Raw genomic sequence first — 13,502 nt, 5'->3', positions numbered from 1 at the left:
TCACTTCCCGTCGGTCGGCAGTCCATAGAGCGCGCGCAGTTCCTCGAGATCCTCGCGCGTGTCGATATCCACCAGCTCGGCGGGGGTCGTCACGACATGGTGGCCGCGCTTGATCAGTTCGCGGCCGCCCTCGTCGCCGCGCAGCGCAAGCAACGCATCGAACTGGTCGCGACCAAACAAGGCGGGCGGCAGCGGCCGCACACCGTCGCTCGAGGCGACGATCGTGGCGGGGCCATCGGCGGCATCGAGCAGGCGATGGATATGCGTCGCGGTCACCCGCGGCATATCGGCCAGCGCGACCAGCACCGCCTCTGCCCCCGCCTCGCGTGCAGCCAATATTCCTTGCGACAGCGAACGAGCCTGGCCGAGCGCTGGATCGGGGTTCATCGCCACCCGATAGCCGCGCGCGGCAAAATCGAGGCTGGTGCCCGAGACGACCGCAATCCGGGTCATGAACGGCACATTCTCGAGCGCCGTCACGACATGATAAGCGAGCGGCTTGTCGAGAAAGGGTTCGGCCAGCTTGTCGGCGTCGGTGAAACGATGCGACCGGCCCGCGGCCAGCAAAATCAGGGCAACCTGCTCAGGCTTCAACATGAAAACTCCGTACCATCGCCGCAGCGATCGAAAGTGCGATTTCGGAGGGCCCGATCGCGCGGATGTCGATTCCCGCAGGCCCCTCGATCCGCGCCAGATCGTGCGGCGAAACGCCCGCCGCCGCCAACCGCGCGAGCCGCGCGGCCTGGCTCTTGCGAGAGCCCAGCGCCGCGACGTAGCGCGTCGGATGCGCGAGCGCCGCGATCAGCGCGTCGTCGTCGATCTTGGGATCGTGGCTCAGCGTTACCACCGCCGTGGCGCGATCGGGCTTGAGAGCGGTGACCGCCTCGTCGGGCCAGCGATCGTCGAGCATCACGCCGGGGAAGCGTTCCTCGGTGAGGAAGCGCCCGCGCGGATCGATCACGAAGGTGCGGATGCCGAGTTCGCGCGCGAGCCCGGCCAGCGACTGCGCGATCTGCACCGCGCCGACGATCAGCAGCCGGCGCGGCGGATCGTAGCGATTGACGAAATCCCCCACGGAACCGGGCGCGCTACGTCCGCTGGCGAGGTCGGTCGCCACGTCGAAGCCCGTGCCGTCAACCTGCGCCGCGCCGATCGCATCGAACAATCCGGGGTCAAAGCCATCGGGGGAGACCGGCTGGACCAGCACCGCAATCTCGCCCCCGCACGGCAGTCCGACTTCCCACGCCGCAGCGTCCGCCACGCCATAGGACTTCACCACCGGCGGTGCCCCCGCGATCACTTCCGCCGCAGTCGCCAAGATGTCGGTTTCGACGCAGCCGCCCGAGACCGACCCCTCGAAGCGCCCGTCGGCATGGACCAGCATATGGCTGCCGCGGGGCCGCGGCGCCGAGCCCCAGGTCGAGACCACCGTGGCGAGCGCCATCGGGCTACCCCTCCACGCCCGCGCCGCCGCCATCACCGAATCGTTTTCCGCCACGCTTCGCCTCGTTACCGTCACATCCGCTGCCTAACGCGTAGCCAATGGAAAGTTTCGTGGCGAGATCGATACTGTTGGCCGCACTACTGCTGGCGCAGGGGTGCGCGGCGGTGCAGGATCGCGGGGTGACCGCCCAGCCGATCCTCATCGCCCATCGCGGCGCCAGCGGCGAGCGCCCCGAACATACGTTGCTCGCCTATGAGCTTGCGATCGAACAGGGCGCGGACTTTATCGAGCCCGATCTGGTTCCGACCAAAGACGGTGCGCTGGTCGCGCGGCACGAGAATGAGATTTCCGGCACGACCGACGTCGCCGCGCATCCCGAATTTGCGGATCGCAAGACGAGCAAGACGATCGACGGCATCGCCACGACCGGCTGGTTCACCGAGGATTTCACCCTAGCCGAGCTGAAGACCCTGCGCGCCAAGGAGCGGCTGCCGCAGTTCCGCCCGGGCAACATGCGCTATGACGGCCAGGCAGAGATTCCGACGTTGGAGGAGATCATCGCGCTCGCCAAGCGCGCGTCGCAGGAAACCGGCCGCACGATCGGCATCTATCCCGAGACCAAGCATCCCACCTATTTCGCCACGATCGGCCTGCCGCTTGAAGCGCGCCTCGTCGCCGCGCTCAAGACTGCGGGCTGGGACCGCGCCGACGCGCCGGTCTTTATCCAGTCGTTCGAAGTCGCCAATCTGAAGCAGCTCCACTCCATGACGCGCGTACCGCTCATCCAATTGCTCAGCGCGAGCGGCGGCCCGGCCGACGGCGCGACGCCGACCTATGCCGCCATGGCAACGCCCGAAGGACTGAAGGCGATCGCCACCTACGCAGCGGGCATCGGCCCCGAACGGGCGATGATCCTGCCCGCATCGGGCAGTGCAACCCCGCTCGTGGCCGATGCGCATGCCGCCGGGCTGAAGGTCCACCCCTGGACCTTCCGCGCCGAGAATTTCTTTCTGACCCCCGCCTTTCGCAGCGCCGGCAGCCTCGCCGATCATGGCCGGATCGCCGACGAGATCGGCTTCTTCCTCGCCCTCGGCGTCGACGGATTTTTCACCGATTTCCCCCATATCGGGGCGACCGCGCGCGCTTCGACTTCGGCCCGGCCCGCACCATGAAGAGGTTTCCCATGCGTAGATTGTTGATCCTCGCCGCCGCAGGGCTGCCTCTGCTCTCGGGCGGCTGCATCGCCAAGACGATCGTCGATGTCGCCACCTTGCCGGTGCGGGCGACGGGGCAGGTCGTCGACTGGTCGACCACCAGCCAGGAAGAATCGGACCGCAATTACGGCCGCAAGATGCGCGAGCGGGAAGCGCGCGAGGGCAAGGAGCGCAAGAAGCGCGACAAGGAATGCCGCAAGAACCCCCATAAATGCGAAGCCTATGACGGCTATCGCGCCGGCCCCGACGGCGACTGACCCGCCAGGACGCACGCTACCGCCCGCAGCACTTCGGGCTTCATCTGCACGAACAGATGGCTGCTGCTGACTTCAATCGCGCGCGCCTGCGGGCCGTCTTCCTCGCGGCAGATGAGGCCGTTGACCAGCCCGTCGCTTCGGCTCCAGATCGCCGTGGCCGGCACCGGCAACGGTCGGGCCGCTTCCTCCAGCCGCGCGACCACCGCCGGATCGCCTATCTTCTCGCCGGTCAGCCATTCGAACTGCCGCCAGACGTTGGTCGCGGTCGGCGGCCCGGCAAAGGGCGCGCTGACGGTAATGACTTCGCGCACCATCTCGGGATGCCGGTGCGCCGCCAGCCGCGCCATGATCCCGCCGAGGGAAACGCCGATCAGCGTCACCTTTTCGCCCGTCTCGGCATGAATCGCCGCCACGCGCGCGAACAGCCGCTCGGCCTCGACGCCGACCGTGCGTGCGCCGAAATTGCGCCCCAGCTCCCATCCGAACGCGCGATAGCCGAGCCGGATCAGCAATGCCCGCATCGCCAGGTTCGATCGGTCGCTGTTGAACAGCCCGGGCAGCAGCAGCACCGGTCGCCCGTCGCCGCGCGGCAACTTCTGGAGATCGCTCCAGCCCAGACCCAGCCGCGCCAGCGTCCAGAAGGCCCGTGGCCACTCGCGCGCCACTGCCAGCCTGGGCGGCGGCTCCGCGCGTCCCCGCGGGACTAATGCCATTGCAGCGCTCCAAACCGTGAGCGGATAAGTAGCCAGACTATCCGACGCCGAACAATCGGTCTCATTTGTTACGGGCCTGCGGCATGCTATGCTCTCGGACATGGCAGAAGATACGCATGTGCTGGATCGCCCGCCCGAGGGCGCGTCGGCCGACTGGACGATACCGCAGAATTGGGACGCCTACACGCCCGAGGAGCATGCCACCTGGGACCGGCTGTTCGCGCGGCAGGCGAAGCTCCTGCCCGGGCGCGCGTCGGAGGCCTATCTCAAGGGGCTCGACGCGCTGCGCCTGTCCGACGGCGGCATCCCCCATTTCGAGGAATTGTCCGAGCGGCTGATGAAGCTGACCGGCTGGCAGGTGATCGCGGTCCCCGGGCTCGTCCCCGACGACGTCTTCTTCGATCATATGGCCAATCGCCGCTTCGTCGCGGGCAATTTCATCCGTCGCCCCGATCAGCTCGATTACATCCAGGAGCCCGACGTCTTCCACGACGTGTTCGGCCATGTGCCGATGCTCGCCGATCCGGTCTTCGCCGACTATCTCGAAGCCTATGGCCGCGGCGGCAATCGCGCGCTCGAACTGGGCGCTCTCAAGCAGTTCGGGCGGCTTTACTGGTACACCGTCGAATTCGGGCTGGTCGAGGAAGCGGGCAATCTGCGCATCTATGGCTCGGGCATCGTCTCCAGCTTCGCCGAAACGCGCTTCGCGCTGGAGGATCCGAGTCCGAACCGGATCCGCTTCGATCTCGAGCGGGTGATGCGCACCGAGTATCGGATCGACGATTTCCAGCAGAATTATTTCGTGATCCCCAGCTTCGACGAGTTGTTGCGGCTGACGCTGGAGACGGATTTCGCGCCGCTCTACGGCACGCTCCTCGCGCAGCCGGACGTGCCGGTTGGGACGATCTTGCCCGAGGATGTGATGATCACGCGCGGCACGCAGGAATATGCCGAGGCGAAGGTTTGACGGACCGTTAGATATCCAGCGCCCAACCGTCGCGGCCCTTGGGATCGGGCGGCGACGCGGGCACGAAGCGCTCGGCGCCTGCAGCGAGCCGCAGGATCGTCCAGTCGCCGCGCCGGTCCATCGTCTCCAGCGTGCAGCCGCATGCCGCAAAGGCCGTGACGACCTGTTCGCGCTGGGTCTCGAGCAAGCCGGCGAGCAGGATGGTGGCTTCGCGATCCGCGATCGCCGCGATCTCCGGCGCCATCGATACCAGCGGCCCGGCCAGGATATTGGCGATCAGCAGGTCATAGGGCGCGCGGGCGGTAATCCCGGCCTCGAGCGCACCGTCCGCGACGATCAGCGCGATGCCCTCGACCCCGTTCAGCGCGGCATTTTCGCGCGTGACTTCCACCGCCATCGCGTCGATGTCGGTCGCCATCACCGCTGCGTCCGGCCACAGATGGGCCGCGGCGAAGGCCAGCACGCCGGTGCCCGTGCCGATATCGATGATATTCGCAAAATCGCGCACGGCCATCCCGTCCAGCATCGCCAGGCAGCCCGAGGTCGTGGCATGATGCCCGGTGCCGAAGGCGCGGCCCGCGTCGATCAGGAAGGCGCGCTTCCCCGCCTCGGCCGCCACCGGATGCGCGCTGGTGTGCACCACGAAGCGCCCCTCCCGGATCGGCTCGAGCCCCTGCTGGCTCATCGTAACCCAATCCTCAGGGCTCAGCGGCTCGATCAGCGGCTCGATCGCGGCAGCGCTCGGCACCAGGGTTCGCAGCACCGCGATCATCGCCGCGTCGGGCTCGTCCTCGCTATAGGCGTCGAGCCGCCAATGCTCGACATCGTCCTCGACTTCCTCTGTCGTCATCAGCACCGCGTCGATCGCCAACTCGCTTGCGTCGATCGCCTCGGCCTCGGCGCGCGTGCAGGGGAAACTCGTCTTCCAGCTGTCGACCGCTTTCTCGTTGGTCGCGCCGCCGGACGCTGGCGCTGGCGGACGCTCAGCGGACATAGCTCGCCCCGTTGATGTCGAGCACTGCGCCCGTCATCGACGCCGGCGCCTCGAGCGCGCAGAAGCGCGCGAGCACCGCGACTTCCTCCGGATCGGCGACGCGCCCCAGCGGAATATCCGCGAGCAACTTGTCGCCGCCACGGCTCGCCAGATAATCCTCGGCCATGCCCGTCATCGTGAAACCGGGGCAGATCGCGAAGGCGAGGATGCCCTGGCTGGCATAGGCACGCGCGATCGTCTTGGTCATGGCCACCATCCCCGCCTTGGACGCGGCATAATGCCAGTGCGCGGGAGAATCGCCGCGATAGGCGGCGCGGCTCGCGACGTTGACGATCCGGCCCGGCCGTCCCTCGGCCTGCCAGTGGCGCACCGCCAGCCGGCACAACTCGGCCGAGGCGGTGAGGTTGATCCGCATGGTCCGCTCCCAGCCCGCGACCCAATCGTCATGATCGAGATCGAGGGGCGTCGCTTCGAACACCCCGGCATTGTTGACCAGCACGTCGATGCGCCCGTCGAGCGCGTCCAGCGCCTGCGTCCACAACGCTTGCGGTGCGGCCGGATCGGCGAAGTCGGAGGCGATCCCGCTGCGCGTGCCTTGCCCCACGAGCCGTAGGCCTTCGCCGGTTAGACTGGTCGCGATCGCGGCGCCGATGCCCCGGCTGCTGCCGGTGAGAAGAATGTTGGTCATCCCTCGCCCCTAGCCCGAACCCCGGAGAGGCGGAAGCGTCAGGCGGCGGCGGAGTGGGAGAAAGTCTCTGCGGCGTCGCGCAACTGGTGGAGCCGATCGTCGACTTCGGCGACATCGCGCTGGAGCGTGTCGATCTCGCTCGTCACGGTCTTGGTATCCTCGCGGATCGCACCGATCGTCGCCGACATCGAATCGGCCGCAAGCGCGGTCTCGTCCACCGCGGCGGTGATCGCGGTCACCGTCTGCGCCTGGATCTCCATTGCGCTGCGGATGCGCTGCGCCGATTCCTGAACCTCGTCCACCGTCGAGCGGATCGAGGCGTTGGTGTCGACCGTACTGCGCGTCGCCGACTGGATCGCGGCGATCTTGGCGGCGATATCGTCGGTCGCCCGCGCGGTCTGGTTGGCGAGGCTCTTCACTTCCTGCGCGACGACGGCGAAGCCACGCCCCGCGTCGCCGGCGCGCGCCGCCTCGATCGTCGCGTTGAGCGCGAGCAGGTTCGTCTGCCCGGCAATGTCGCGGATCAGCCCCAGGATCGATTCGATCGACTTGGCATGGTCGGACAGCGTCTCGGACATGCCGACCGCCGCGCCCGCCTGCCCCGAAGCACGCGTGGCGATGTCAGCGGCAGCCTCGACTTCGGTGCGGGCATCCTCGATCGCCCGGATCAGCCCCGCCGCGGTCTGCGCCGCCTCGCGCATCGCCACTGCGGACTGTTCGGCCGCCGCCGCGACTTCGCTGGCCTTGCCCAACATCCCCCGCGCCGAGCTCGATGCCCCCTGCGCCTGGACTCGGATGCGGTTCCCTGCCTCGGTCGCGCTGGTAATCGATTGCGAGATCGTCTCGCGGAACGCGTCCGACCGTTCCTTGCGCTTGGTCATGCCACGCTCGGCGCTCTTCGAGCCGATATGCCGGGCCATCAGGTCGGTCTCGACCAGCCCGATACGGTTGACCACGTCGCACAGGCACCGCAGCCGATCGGTGTCGCCAGGCATTTTCTCGGCCAATATTTCCATCACGACGCTCTGCGTCGCGGCAAAGCCCGAGATCAGAGCAGTCCCCGGCACGCGCATCCGGAACGCATAGTCGGCGTGGAAAACCGCCATCTGGATCCACTCGTCGCTGAACGGCTTTTCGTAGCGGATCTGGCTATAGCGCGCACTCATCCCCTGGACGGCGGCGATACGCTCCTCGTCGAAATTGGGGCGCAGCTTCTCCATCGCCGGCAGGCCCAGGAAGTGCGTCCAGAACGCGCCCGAAATGCGGGGATGCTCGGCGGCGAGCAGTTCGGCGATCTCAGAACAGTGGCGCGCAATCGCGCCGTCCCAGTCATAATGGGAAAGATCCCCGACGAGTGCGCGCGGATCGGCGGCGATGCGTGTCATTTCCTCCAAGGCATCTCTCCTACGCCGCGACTTTCGCAATGAAGTCGCTGGCACTGCCCTTCAAGTTATCAAGCTGGCTTTCCAGCGCGGTGAAGCCCTGGCCCACCCGATCGATTTCCGATGCCACCGCCTCGGTATCCTCGCGGATCGTGCCGATCGTCGCCGACATCGAATCGGCAGCGAGCGCGGTCTCGTCCACCGCGGCGGTGATCGCCGTCACCGTCTGCGCCTGGATCTCCATTGCGCTGCGGATGCGGTTCGCGCTTTCCTGGACCTCGCTGACGGTCGAGCGGATCGAGGCATTGGTCTCGACCGTGGATTTGGTCGCCGACTGGATCGCGGCGATCTTGGCGGCGATATCGTCGGTCGCCCGCGCGGTCTGGTTGGCAAGGCTCTTCACTTCCTGCGCGACGACGGCGAAGCCACGCCCCGCGTCGCCGGCGCGCGCCGCCTCGATCGTCGCGTTGAGCGCGAGGAGGTTCGTCTGCCCGGCAATGTCGCGGATCAGCCCCAGGATCGATTCGATCGACTTGGCGTGGTCGGACAGCGTCTCGGACATGCCGACCGCCGCGCCCGCCTGCCCCGAAGCACGCGTGGCGATGTCCGCCGCGGCCTCGACTTCGGTGCGGGCATCCTCGATCGCCCGGATCAGCCCCGCCGCGGTCTGCGCCGCCTCGCGCATCGCCACTGCGGACTGTTCGGCCGCCGCCGCGACTTCGCTCGCCTTGCCCAACATCCCCCGCGCCGAAGCTGAGGTGCGGACTGCCTGGACGCGCAGCTGGTCGCCTTCGCGCGACGCCCGCTCGACGGTGGCCCCGATCGAATCGCGGAAATCGGTCGCGAGCCGGTCGCGCGCAGTCTGCGAGCTATGCTCGCGATACATGTTGTAGATTTCGACCGTGATGTCGCTCTCGAGCGCCGACAGCCGCATCAGCGTGTCGATCTGGCCGGGAAGGCGCGAACCGTCGGCGCCCATGCGCCGCATCAGCACTTCGAGCGCAACCCGATCGCTCGCGCTGATCATCGACAGGAGCGCCATCGGCGGCACGTCGCGCGCATAAGCGGCGGCGACCGAGCGCTCGATCGATTCGATCCAGGCACTGCCTGCAGTGTCGAGAAAGCGATTGCGCAGGAAGACCACGCCCAGCGCGATCATCTTGCCGGTATCCTCCGGTTCGCCCCGCTCTTCGGCGAAACAGCGCTGCCATTGCTGCCAATAGGCTTCGGAGACCGCATCGATCTCGGGCTCGAGCGCTTCCCACACTTCGCGTCCAGAGCGGATCAGCGATCCTTCGAAATCGAAGATGCGCAGCCGCGCGCGCACGTCGATCCGCGCGCTCATCTGGCCGGTAGGCTGATCGTTGCTCGATACCACAGTCACGCTTGTCCCCTTGAGCGGCAGGATAGGGAGCAGGCCGCTCGTGCCGGCAGCTATGCGCGCAACTGGTTAAGGCGGGGTTAGCCAAGGGTCGCGCGGGTGTTCCGGCTTGCATCCACCGGACGCCGGACTAAGGAGACGGCTCGACCCGAAAGGAACGTCCTTGGCCAACCCCCGCAACGAAGCGCGACCCTTGTCGCCCCATCTGTCGATCTGGAAATGGGGGCCGCATATGCTTGTCTCGATCGTCCATCGCGCGACGGGCAGCGGGATGGCCACGGTCGGCATGTTCCTGTTCGTCTGGTGGCTCGCGGCACTGGCTGCCGGCCCCTCGGCTTATGCCGGCTTCGTCGACCTGTTCACGCTGGAATCGGGCGCGCTCAACATCGCCGGCTACATCCTCGGCATCGGCCTGAGCCTGTCCTTCTTCCAGCATATGGCATCGGGCGTGCGCCACTTCTTCATGGACGCCGGCGCCAATTTCGAGCTGGGCGCCAACAAGCGCAGCGCGCTGGCGACCTTCGTCTTTTCGGTCCTCGCCACCGCGGCCTTCTGGGTCGTCCTGCTGGAGAAGAGCAATGGGTAATGGCACCGAAATCGGCCGAGTACGCGGGCTGGGCTCCGCCAAGGAAGGCGCCGAAGGCTGGTGGCACCACAAGCTCAGCGCCGGATCGAACCTGATCCTGGTCCTGTGGCTGATCCTCTCGATCGCTTTGCTTCCGGCCTATGACCATGAGACGGTGACGCTGTGGCTTGCCCAGCCCTGGGCGGCGGTGCCGATGATCCTGCTGGTGGTCAGCGTCTGCTATCATTTCCATCACGGCCTGACCGTGGTGATCGAGGATTATCAGCATGATCACACGCGCTTCGTGCTGCTGATCCTGCTCAAATATTTCACCATCTCGGTCGCCACACTCGCGATCTTCTCGATCCTCAAGGTCGCCTTCACCACGGGAACCATCGCCTGATGCCCGCCGCCTACAAGATCATCGATCACACCTATGACGCCGTGGTCGTCGGCGCCGGCGGCGCCGGCCTGCGCGCGACGATGGGTATCGCCGAGAGCGGCCTCAAGACCGCCTGCATCACCAAGGTGTTCCCGACCCGCAGCCACACCGTCGCGGCGCAGGGCGGCATCGCCGCGAGTCTCGGCAATATGGGCGCGGACCATTGGACCTGGCACATGTACGACACCGTCAAGGGGTCGGACTGGTTGGGCGATCAGGACGCGATCGAATATCTGACGCGCGAGGCCCCCGCCGCGGTCTATGAGCTCGAACATGCCGGCATGCCGTTCAGCCGCACCGAAGAGGGCAAGATCTACCAGCGCCCGTTCGGCGGCATGATGCAGAATATGGGCGAAGGCCCGCCCGCGCAGCGCACCTGCGCCGCCGCCGACCGCACCGGCCATGCGATGCTCCACACGCTCTATCAGCAGAGCCTGAAATATGACGCGGACTTCTTCGTCGAATATTTCGCGCTCGATCTGATCATGGAAGACGGCCCCAACGGGCCCGAATGCCGCGGCGTCATCGCCTTGTGCATGGACGATGGCAGCATCCACCGCTTCCGCAGCCACACCACCGTGCTGGCGACCGGCGGCTATGGCCGCGTCTACCAGTCCGCCACCTCGGCGCACACCTGCACCGGTGACGGTAACGCGATGGTGCTGCGCGCCGGCCTCCCGCTGCAGGACATGGAGTTCGTCCAGTTCCACCCGACCGGCATCTACGGCGCCGGCGTGCTGATCACCGAGGGCGCGCGCGGCGAAGGCGGCTACCTGACCAACTCCGAGGGCGAGCGCTTCATGGAGCGCTATGCGCCCAGCGCGAAGGACCTCGCCAGCCGCGACGTGGTGTCACGCTCGATGGCGATGGAAATCCGCGAGGGCCGCGGCGTCGGCAAGGAGAAGGATCATATCTTCCTCCACCTCAACCATATCGATCCCAAGATCCTCCACGAGCGCCTGCCCGGCATCACCGAGACCGGCAAGGTCTTCGCGGGCGTCGACCTGACCCGCCAGCCGCTGCCGGTGGTGCCGACCGTCCATTATAATATGGGCGGCATCCCGACCAATTATCATGGCGAAGTCGTCACCCTCGGCGCCGACGGCCCCGACACGGTCGTCCCCGGCCTGTTCGCGGTCGGCGAGGCGGCCTGCGTCTCGGTCCATGGCGCGAACCGCCTGGGCTCGAACTCGCTGATCGACCTGGTCGTGTTCGGCCGCGCCACCGGCCTGCGCATCAAGGAAATCCTGAAGCCCGGCACCCCGCACAAGCCGCTGCCCGCCAATTCCGAAGCGATGGCGCTCGGCCGGCTCGACCATTTCCGCAACGCCGCCGGCAGCACCGGCACCGCGACGATCCGCCGCGAGATGCAGAAGACCATGCAGCGCCACTGCGCGGTGTTCCGCACCGACGAGCTGATGCGCGAAGGCATCGCGCTGATGGACGGCGTCTATGCCTCGATGCAGGACGTATCGGTCAGCGATCGCTCGCTGATCTGGAACACCGATCTGATCGAGACGCTCGAGCTCGACAATCTGCTGAGCCAGGCGCAGGTGACGATCCGCTCGGCGGTGAACCGCAAGGAAAGCCGCGGCGCGCACATGCACGAGGATTTCCCCGATCGCCACGACGACGAGTGGATGAAGCATACCGTCACCTGGTTCGACGGCTGGGGCGGCAAGGATGGCGCGAGCCGCATCGATTACCGCCCGGTCCACGACTACACGCTCACCGACGACATCGACTATATCAAGCCGAAGAAGCGGGTATATTGATCCGCATCGCCGGGGCTTCGGCCCCGGCAACGTCCGGCTGGCTCAGCCCGCGGCTTCCAGCCGGTCCGCCAGCCACATCTTGATCAGCGCCTGGCGCGTGACGCCGCGCTTCTTGGCATGCTCGTCCAGGTTGCGGATCATCCAGTCCGGAAAATCGACGTTCACGCGACGGACCTCCAGACCAGGGCGGCGAGCCGAGCTCAGATCGAAATATTGCAAGACCTCCTCGCCGTCATCGAAGCGGCGGTCCAGTTCCTCGGAGCTGATCTTCTCAATTTCCATAAAGCGCCATCTCTTCCTTGCGTGCCCGCCGCACCGAGATGATGGGCACTCTGTCGCCTCGATGCGTCACGATTGCCGTCCAGCCAACATCCTGGATCATTCCGATCACCAGCCAACGCGTTTCCTCGCCCGGTCGCTCGGACTTCGGCGTCTGCCGCCGATCGTCGAGCCAAAGCGCGCGGGCAGCCTCGAAGTCGATCCCATGCTTGGCCAGATTGGCCGCGCTCTTCGCCGGATCGAATTCGAACATGCGCGCAATATAGGGTAGTTTAGATATAAAATATACGCTTCACGCTTATGCATGTGTGGCCCATCATCCGAGACGCTTGACTCCCACTCGGGCGAAGCGAGACTGCCCCAACCAGAGGCCGGGGTTTCGTATTCGATGCGTATCGCTTTTTTCGCTGCCCTCGCCGCGGCGATGCTCGCCGCTCCCAGTGCCACCGCCCAGATCCGCCATACCAAGGAATGGCCGCAGATCCTCTCCGGCGCGAACCCGTCCGACATCGCCGAATCGCTCGCCACGGGCCCGCAGCTCGAACGCGGGCGCTCGGCCAAATGGCTACTCGCCGATCGCCGCAAGCTGCTCCGCATGCTCGAGGCGCTCCAGCCGCAGCGCAAGAATCTGGTCGACGCCTATGTCGTGTCGATCGCGCTCGACAGCGATCCGGTGTTCGGCCGCGAGGCGCGCGAGGCAGGCAAGGTCCTGTCGCGCCGCTACGACGCCGCGGGTCGGACCCTGGTGCTGGCCAGCACCACCGGCAACGCCCCCGGCGACCTGGCCAGCGGCAGCATCGAATCGCTGACCCTCGCGCTCGCCCGCGTCGCCGAGCTGATGGACAAGGAGCGCGACGTGCTCATCCTGTTCAGCACCAGCCACGGCGCCAAGGTCGGGCTCGCTTATCACGACGGCGACGAAGGCTATGGCCTCCTCGGCCCGGTGCGGCTCGCCGCGATCCTCGACGAGCTTGGCATCAAGAACCGGATGTTGCTGCTCTCCGCCTGCTATTCGGGCATCTTCGTGCCGCTGCTCGCCAACGAGACGACCGCGCTCATCACCGCCGCTTCGTCCGAGCGGACCTCGTTCGGCTGCCAGGCGGAGAATGACTGGACCTTCTTCGGCGACGCGCTGGTCAACCATGCGCTGCGCAAGCCCCAGCCGCTCGATACCGCGATCGTCGAGGCGCGCGACACGATCGGCCGGTGGGAATCGACCCACAACCTGCAGCCTTCCGATCCGCAGGTGGCGATCGGCGACGGCGTGGCGGCGTGGCTCGCGCCGCTCGAAGCGCGCATGCCGAAGGGCGCCACTGCGCCCGTCGGCGCGCCGGCGACGGATGCCCTCAAGCCCTGACCCCGGCGACGGCAGTGGAACCACAGTCCGGAAAGGAAGTTGGC

The 13,502-nt window shown here is 66.9% G+C and carries 16 protein-coding genes; 7 read left to right on the top strand and 9 right to left on the bottom strand.

Annotation, left to right across the window (positions count from 1 at the left end):
* Together OKW87_RS14485 and OKW87_RS14480 are read right to left on the bottom strand one after the other, a co-directional pair.
* The gene (locus OKW87_RS14485; RefSeq protein WP_265540578.1) at nucleotides 1-597 is read right to left on the bottom strand and encodes a nucleotidyltransferase family protein; all 597 of its coding nucleotides are present in this window, start codon (nucleotides 595-597) and stop codon (nucleotides 1-3) included.
* Nucleotides 584-1,498, bottom strand: a complete 915-nt coding sequence (locus tag OKW87_RS14480) for an XdhC family protein (RefSeq protein ID WP_265540576.1) — start codon at nucleotides 1,496-1,498, stop codon at nucleotides 584-586. Before OKW87_RS14480 ends, OKW87_RS14485 begins: the two co-directional genes overlap by 14 nt.
* A gap of 68 nt (nucleotides 1,499-1,566) precedes the next feature.
* Here OKW87_RS14480 and OKW87_RS14475 point away from each other — a divergent pair, with 68 nt between their 5' ends.
* Both OKW87_RS14475 and OKW87_RS14470 read left to right on the top strand, forming a co-directional pair.
* A complete protein-coding gene (locus tag OKW87_RS14475; RefSeq protein ID WP_443025108.1) occupies nucleotides 1,567-2,616 on the top strand; it encodes a glycerophosphodiester phosphodiesterase in 1,050 nt (349 codons plus the stop codon).
* An 11-nt stretch (nucleotides 2,617-2,627) separates the two neighbouring features.
* A complete protein-coding gene (locus OKW87_RS14470) occupies nucleotides 2,628-2,915 on the top strand; it encodes a hypothetical protein (protein WP_265540572.1) in 288 nt (95 codons plus the stop codon).
* On the opposite strand, the gene OKW87_RS14465 is transcribed toward OKW87_RS14470, so the two are convergent.
* Nucleotides 2,888-3,628 carry an esterase/lipase family protein gene (locus OKW87_RS14465; RefSeq protein ID WP_265540571.1) on the bottom strand — a complete coding sequence of 247 codons (741 nt, stop codon included), beginning with the start codon at nucleotides 3,626-3,628 and terminating at the stop codon, nucleotides 2,888-2,890. The two genes, OKW87_RS14470 and OKW87_RS14465, sit on opposite strands and share 28 nt — an antisense overlap.
* Nucleotides 3,629-3,728: 100 nt before the next feature.
* On the opposite strand from OKW87_RS14465, the gene phhA reads away from it, so the two are divergent.
* Entirely contained in the window at nucleotides 3,729-4,595 is an 867-nt protein-coding gene (gene phhA / locus OKW87_RS14460; protein WP_265540569.1) for a phenylalanine 4-monooxygenase, read from the top strand.
* Nucleotides 4,596-4,602: 7 nt separating this feature from the next.
* On the opposite strand, the gene OKW87_RS14455 is transcribed toward phhA, so the two are convergent.
* The 4 genes from OKW87_RS14455 to OKW87_RS14440 are packed head-to-tail and all read right to left on the bottom strand — an operon-like array spanning nucleotide 4,603 to nucleotide 9,004.
* Nucleotides 4,603-5,589 (bottom strand): 50S ribosomal protein L11 methyltransferase, encoded by a 987-nt coding sequence (locus OKW87_RS14455; protein ID WP_265540567.1) that lies wholly within the window; start codon nucleotides 5,587-5,589, stop codon nucleotides 4,603-4,605.
* Nucleotides 5,579-6,277, bottom strand: a complete 699-nt coding sequence (locus OKW87_RS14450; RefSeq protein WP_265540565.1) for an SDR family NAD(P)-dependent oxidoreductase — start codon at nucleotides 6,275-6,277, stop codon at nucleotides 5,579-5,581. Before OKW87_RS14450 ends, OKW87_RS14455 begins: the two co-directional genes overlap by 11 nt.
* Nucleotides 6,278-6,315: 38 nt before the next feature.
* Nucleotides 6,316-7,662 (bottom strand): methyl-accepting chemotaxis protein, encoded by a 1,347-nt coding sequence (locus OKW87_RS14445; RefSeq protein ID WP_265544137.1) that lies wholly within the window; start codon nucleotides 7,660-7,662, stop codon nucleotides 6,316-6,318.
* A gap of 19 nt (nucleotides 7,663-7,681) precedes the next feature.
* On the bottom strand, nucleotides 7,682-9,004 hold the full coding sequence (locus OKW87_RS14440; protein ID WP_265544136.1) for a methyl-accepting chemotaxis protein: 1,323 nt from the start codon (nucleotides 9,002-9,004) through the stop codon (nucleotides 7,682-7,684).
* Between the two features lie 199 nt (nucleotides 9,005-9,203).
* Here OKW87_RS14440 and sdhC point away from each other — a divergent pair, with 199 nt between their 5' ends.
* Genes sdhC through sdhA form a run of 3 tightly spaced genes read left to right on the top strand, consistent with a single transcriptional unit; the run spans nucleotide 9,204 to nucleotide 11,822 of the window.
* Nucleotides 9,204-9,626, top strand: coding sequence for a succinate dehydrogenase, cytochrome b556 subunit (gene sdhC, locus OKW87_RS14435; protein ID WP_265540563.1), 423 nt, complete (start codon nucleotides 9,204-9,206; stop codon nucleotides 9,624-9,626).
* The gene (sdhD, locus tag OKW87_RS14430; RefSeq protein WP_265540562.1) at nucleotides 9,619-10,008 is read left to right on the top strand and encodes a succinate dehydrogenase, hydrophobic membrane anchor protein; all 390 of its coding nucleotides are present in this window, start codon (nucleotides 9,619-9,621) and stop codon (nucleotides 10,006-10,008) included. Before sdhC ends, sdhD begins: the two co-directional genes overlap by 8 nt.
* A complete protein-coding gene (gene sdhA / locus OKW87_RS14425) occupies nucleotides 10,008-11,822 on the top strand; it encodes a succinate dehydrogenase flavoprotein subunit (RefSeq protein ID WP_265540560.1) in 1,815 nt (604 codons plus the stop codon). Before sdhD ends, sdhA begins: the two co-directional genes overlap by 1 nt.
* Before the next feature lie 42 nt (nucleotides 11,823-11,864).
* Here the strand turns inward: sdhA and brnA are convergent, their stop codons facing one another.
* A complete protein-coding gene (gene brnA / locus OKW87_RS14420) occupies nucleotides 11,865-12,104 on the bottom strand; it encodes a type II toxin-antitoxin system BrnA family antitoxin (RefSeq protein WP_265540558.1) in 240 nt (79 codons plus the stop codon).
* A complete protein-coding gene (locus tag OKW87_RS14415; protein WP_265540557.1) occupies nucleotides 12,094-12,354 on the bottom strand; it encodes a BrnT family toxin in 261 nt (86 codons plus the stop codon). Before OKW87_RS14415 ends, brnA begins: the two co-directional genes overlap by 11 nt.
* Nucleotides 12,355-12,489: 135 nt before the next feature.
* On the opposite strand from OKW87_RS14415, the gene OKW87_RS14410 reads away from it, so the two are divergent.
* On the top strand, nucleotides 12,490-13,458 hold the full coding sequence (locus tag OKW87_RS14410; protein WP_265540556.1) for a C13 family peptidase: 969 nt from the start codon (nucleotides 12,490-12,492) through the stop codon (nucleotides 13,456-13,458).
* The last annotated feature ends 44 nt before the right edge of the window (nucleotides 13,459-13,502 follow it).

It is taken from the genome of Sphingomonas sp. M1-B02, assembly GCF_026167525.1.
In the GTDB taxonomy this organism is placed as follows: domain Bacteria; phylum Pseudomonadota; class Alphaproteobacteria; order Sphingomonadales; family Sphingomonadaceae; genus Sphingomonas.
Note: the sequence above shows the minus strand (reverse complement) of the source record. Positions and strands in the feature narration are given on the sequence as shown.

Bases quoted from the DNA above. Each gene is read 5' to 3' on its own strand.
- OKW87_RS14485 (WP_265540578.1), bottom strand. From the start codon at position 597: ATGTTGAAGCCTGAGCAGGTTGCCCTGATTTTGCTGGCCGCGGGCCGG.
- OKW87_RS14470 (WP_265540572.1), top strand. From the start codon at position 2,628: ATGCGTAGATTGTTGATCCTCGCCGCCGCAGGGCTGCCTCTGCTCTCG.
- OKW87_RS14465 (WP_265540571.1), bottom strand. From the start codon at position 3,628: ATGGCATTAGTCCCGCGGGGACGCGCGGAGCCGCCGCCCAGGCTGGCA.
- phhA (WP_265540569.1), top strand. From the start codon at position 3,729: ATGGCAGAAGATACGCATGTGCTGGATCGCCCGCCCGAGGGCGCGTCG.
- OKW87_RS14455 (WP_265540567.1), bottom strand. From the start codon at position 5,589: ATGTCCGCTGAGCGTCCGCCAGCGCCAGCGTCCGGCGGCGCGACCAAC.
- OKW87_RS14450 (WP_265540565.1), bottom strand. From the start codon at position 6,277: ATGACCAACATTCTTCTCACCGGCAGCAGCCGGGGCATCGGCGCCGCG.
- OKW87_RS14445 (WP_265544137.1), bottom strand. From the start codon at position 7,662: ATGACACGCATCGCCGCCGATCCGCGCGCACTCGTCGGGGATCTTTCC.
- OKW87_RS14440 (WP_265544136.1), bottom strand. From the start codon at position 9,004: ATGAGCGCGCGGATCGACGTGCGCGCGCGGCTGCGCATCTTCGATTTC.
- sdhD (WP_265540562.1), top strand. From the start codon at position 9,619: ATGGGTAATGGCACCGAAATCGGCCGAGTACGCGGGCTGGGCTCCGCC.
- sdhA (WP_265540560.1), top strand. From the start codon at position 10,008: ATGCCCGCCGCCTACAAGATCATCGATCACACCTATGACGCCGTGGTC.
- brnA (WP_265540558.1), bottom strand. From the start codon at position 12,104: ATGGAAATTGAGAAGATCAGCTCCGAGGAACTGGACCGCCGCTTCGAT.
- OKW87_RS14415 (WP_265540557.1), bottom strand. From the start codon at position 12,354: ATGTTCGAATTCGATCCGGCGAAGAGCGCGGCCAATCTGGCCAAGCAT.
- OKW87_RS14410 (WP_265540556.1), top strand. From the start codon at position 12,490: ATGCGTATCGCTTTTTTCGCTGCCCTCGCCGCGGCGATGCTCGCCGCT.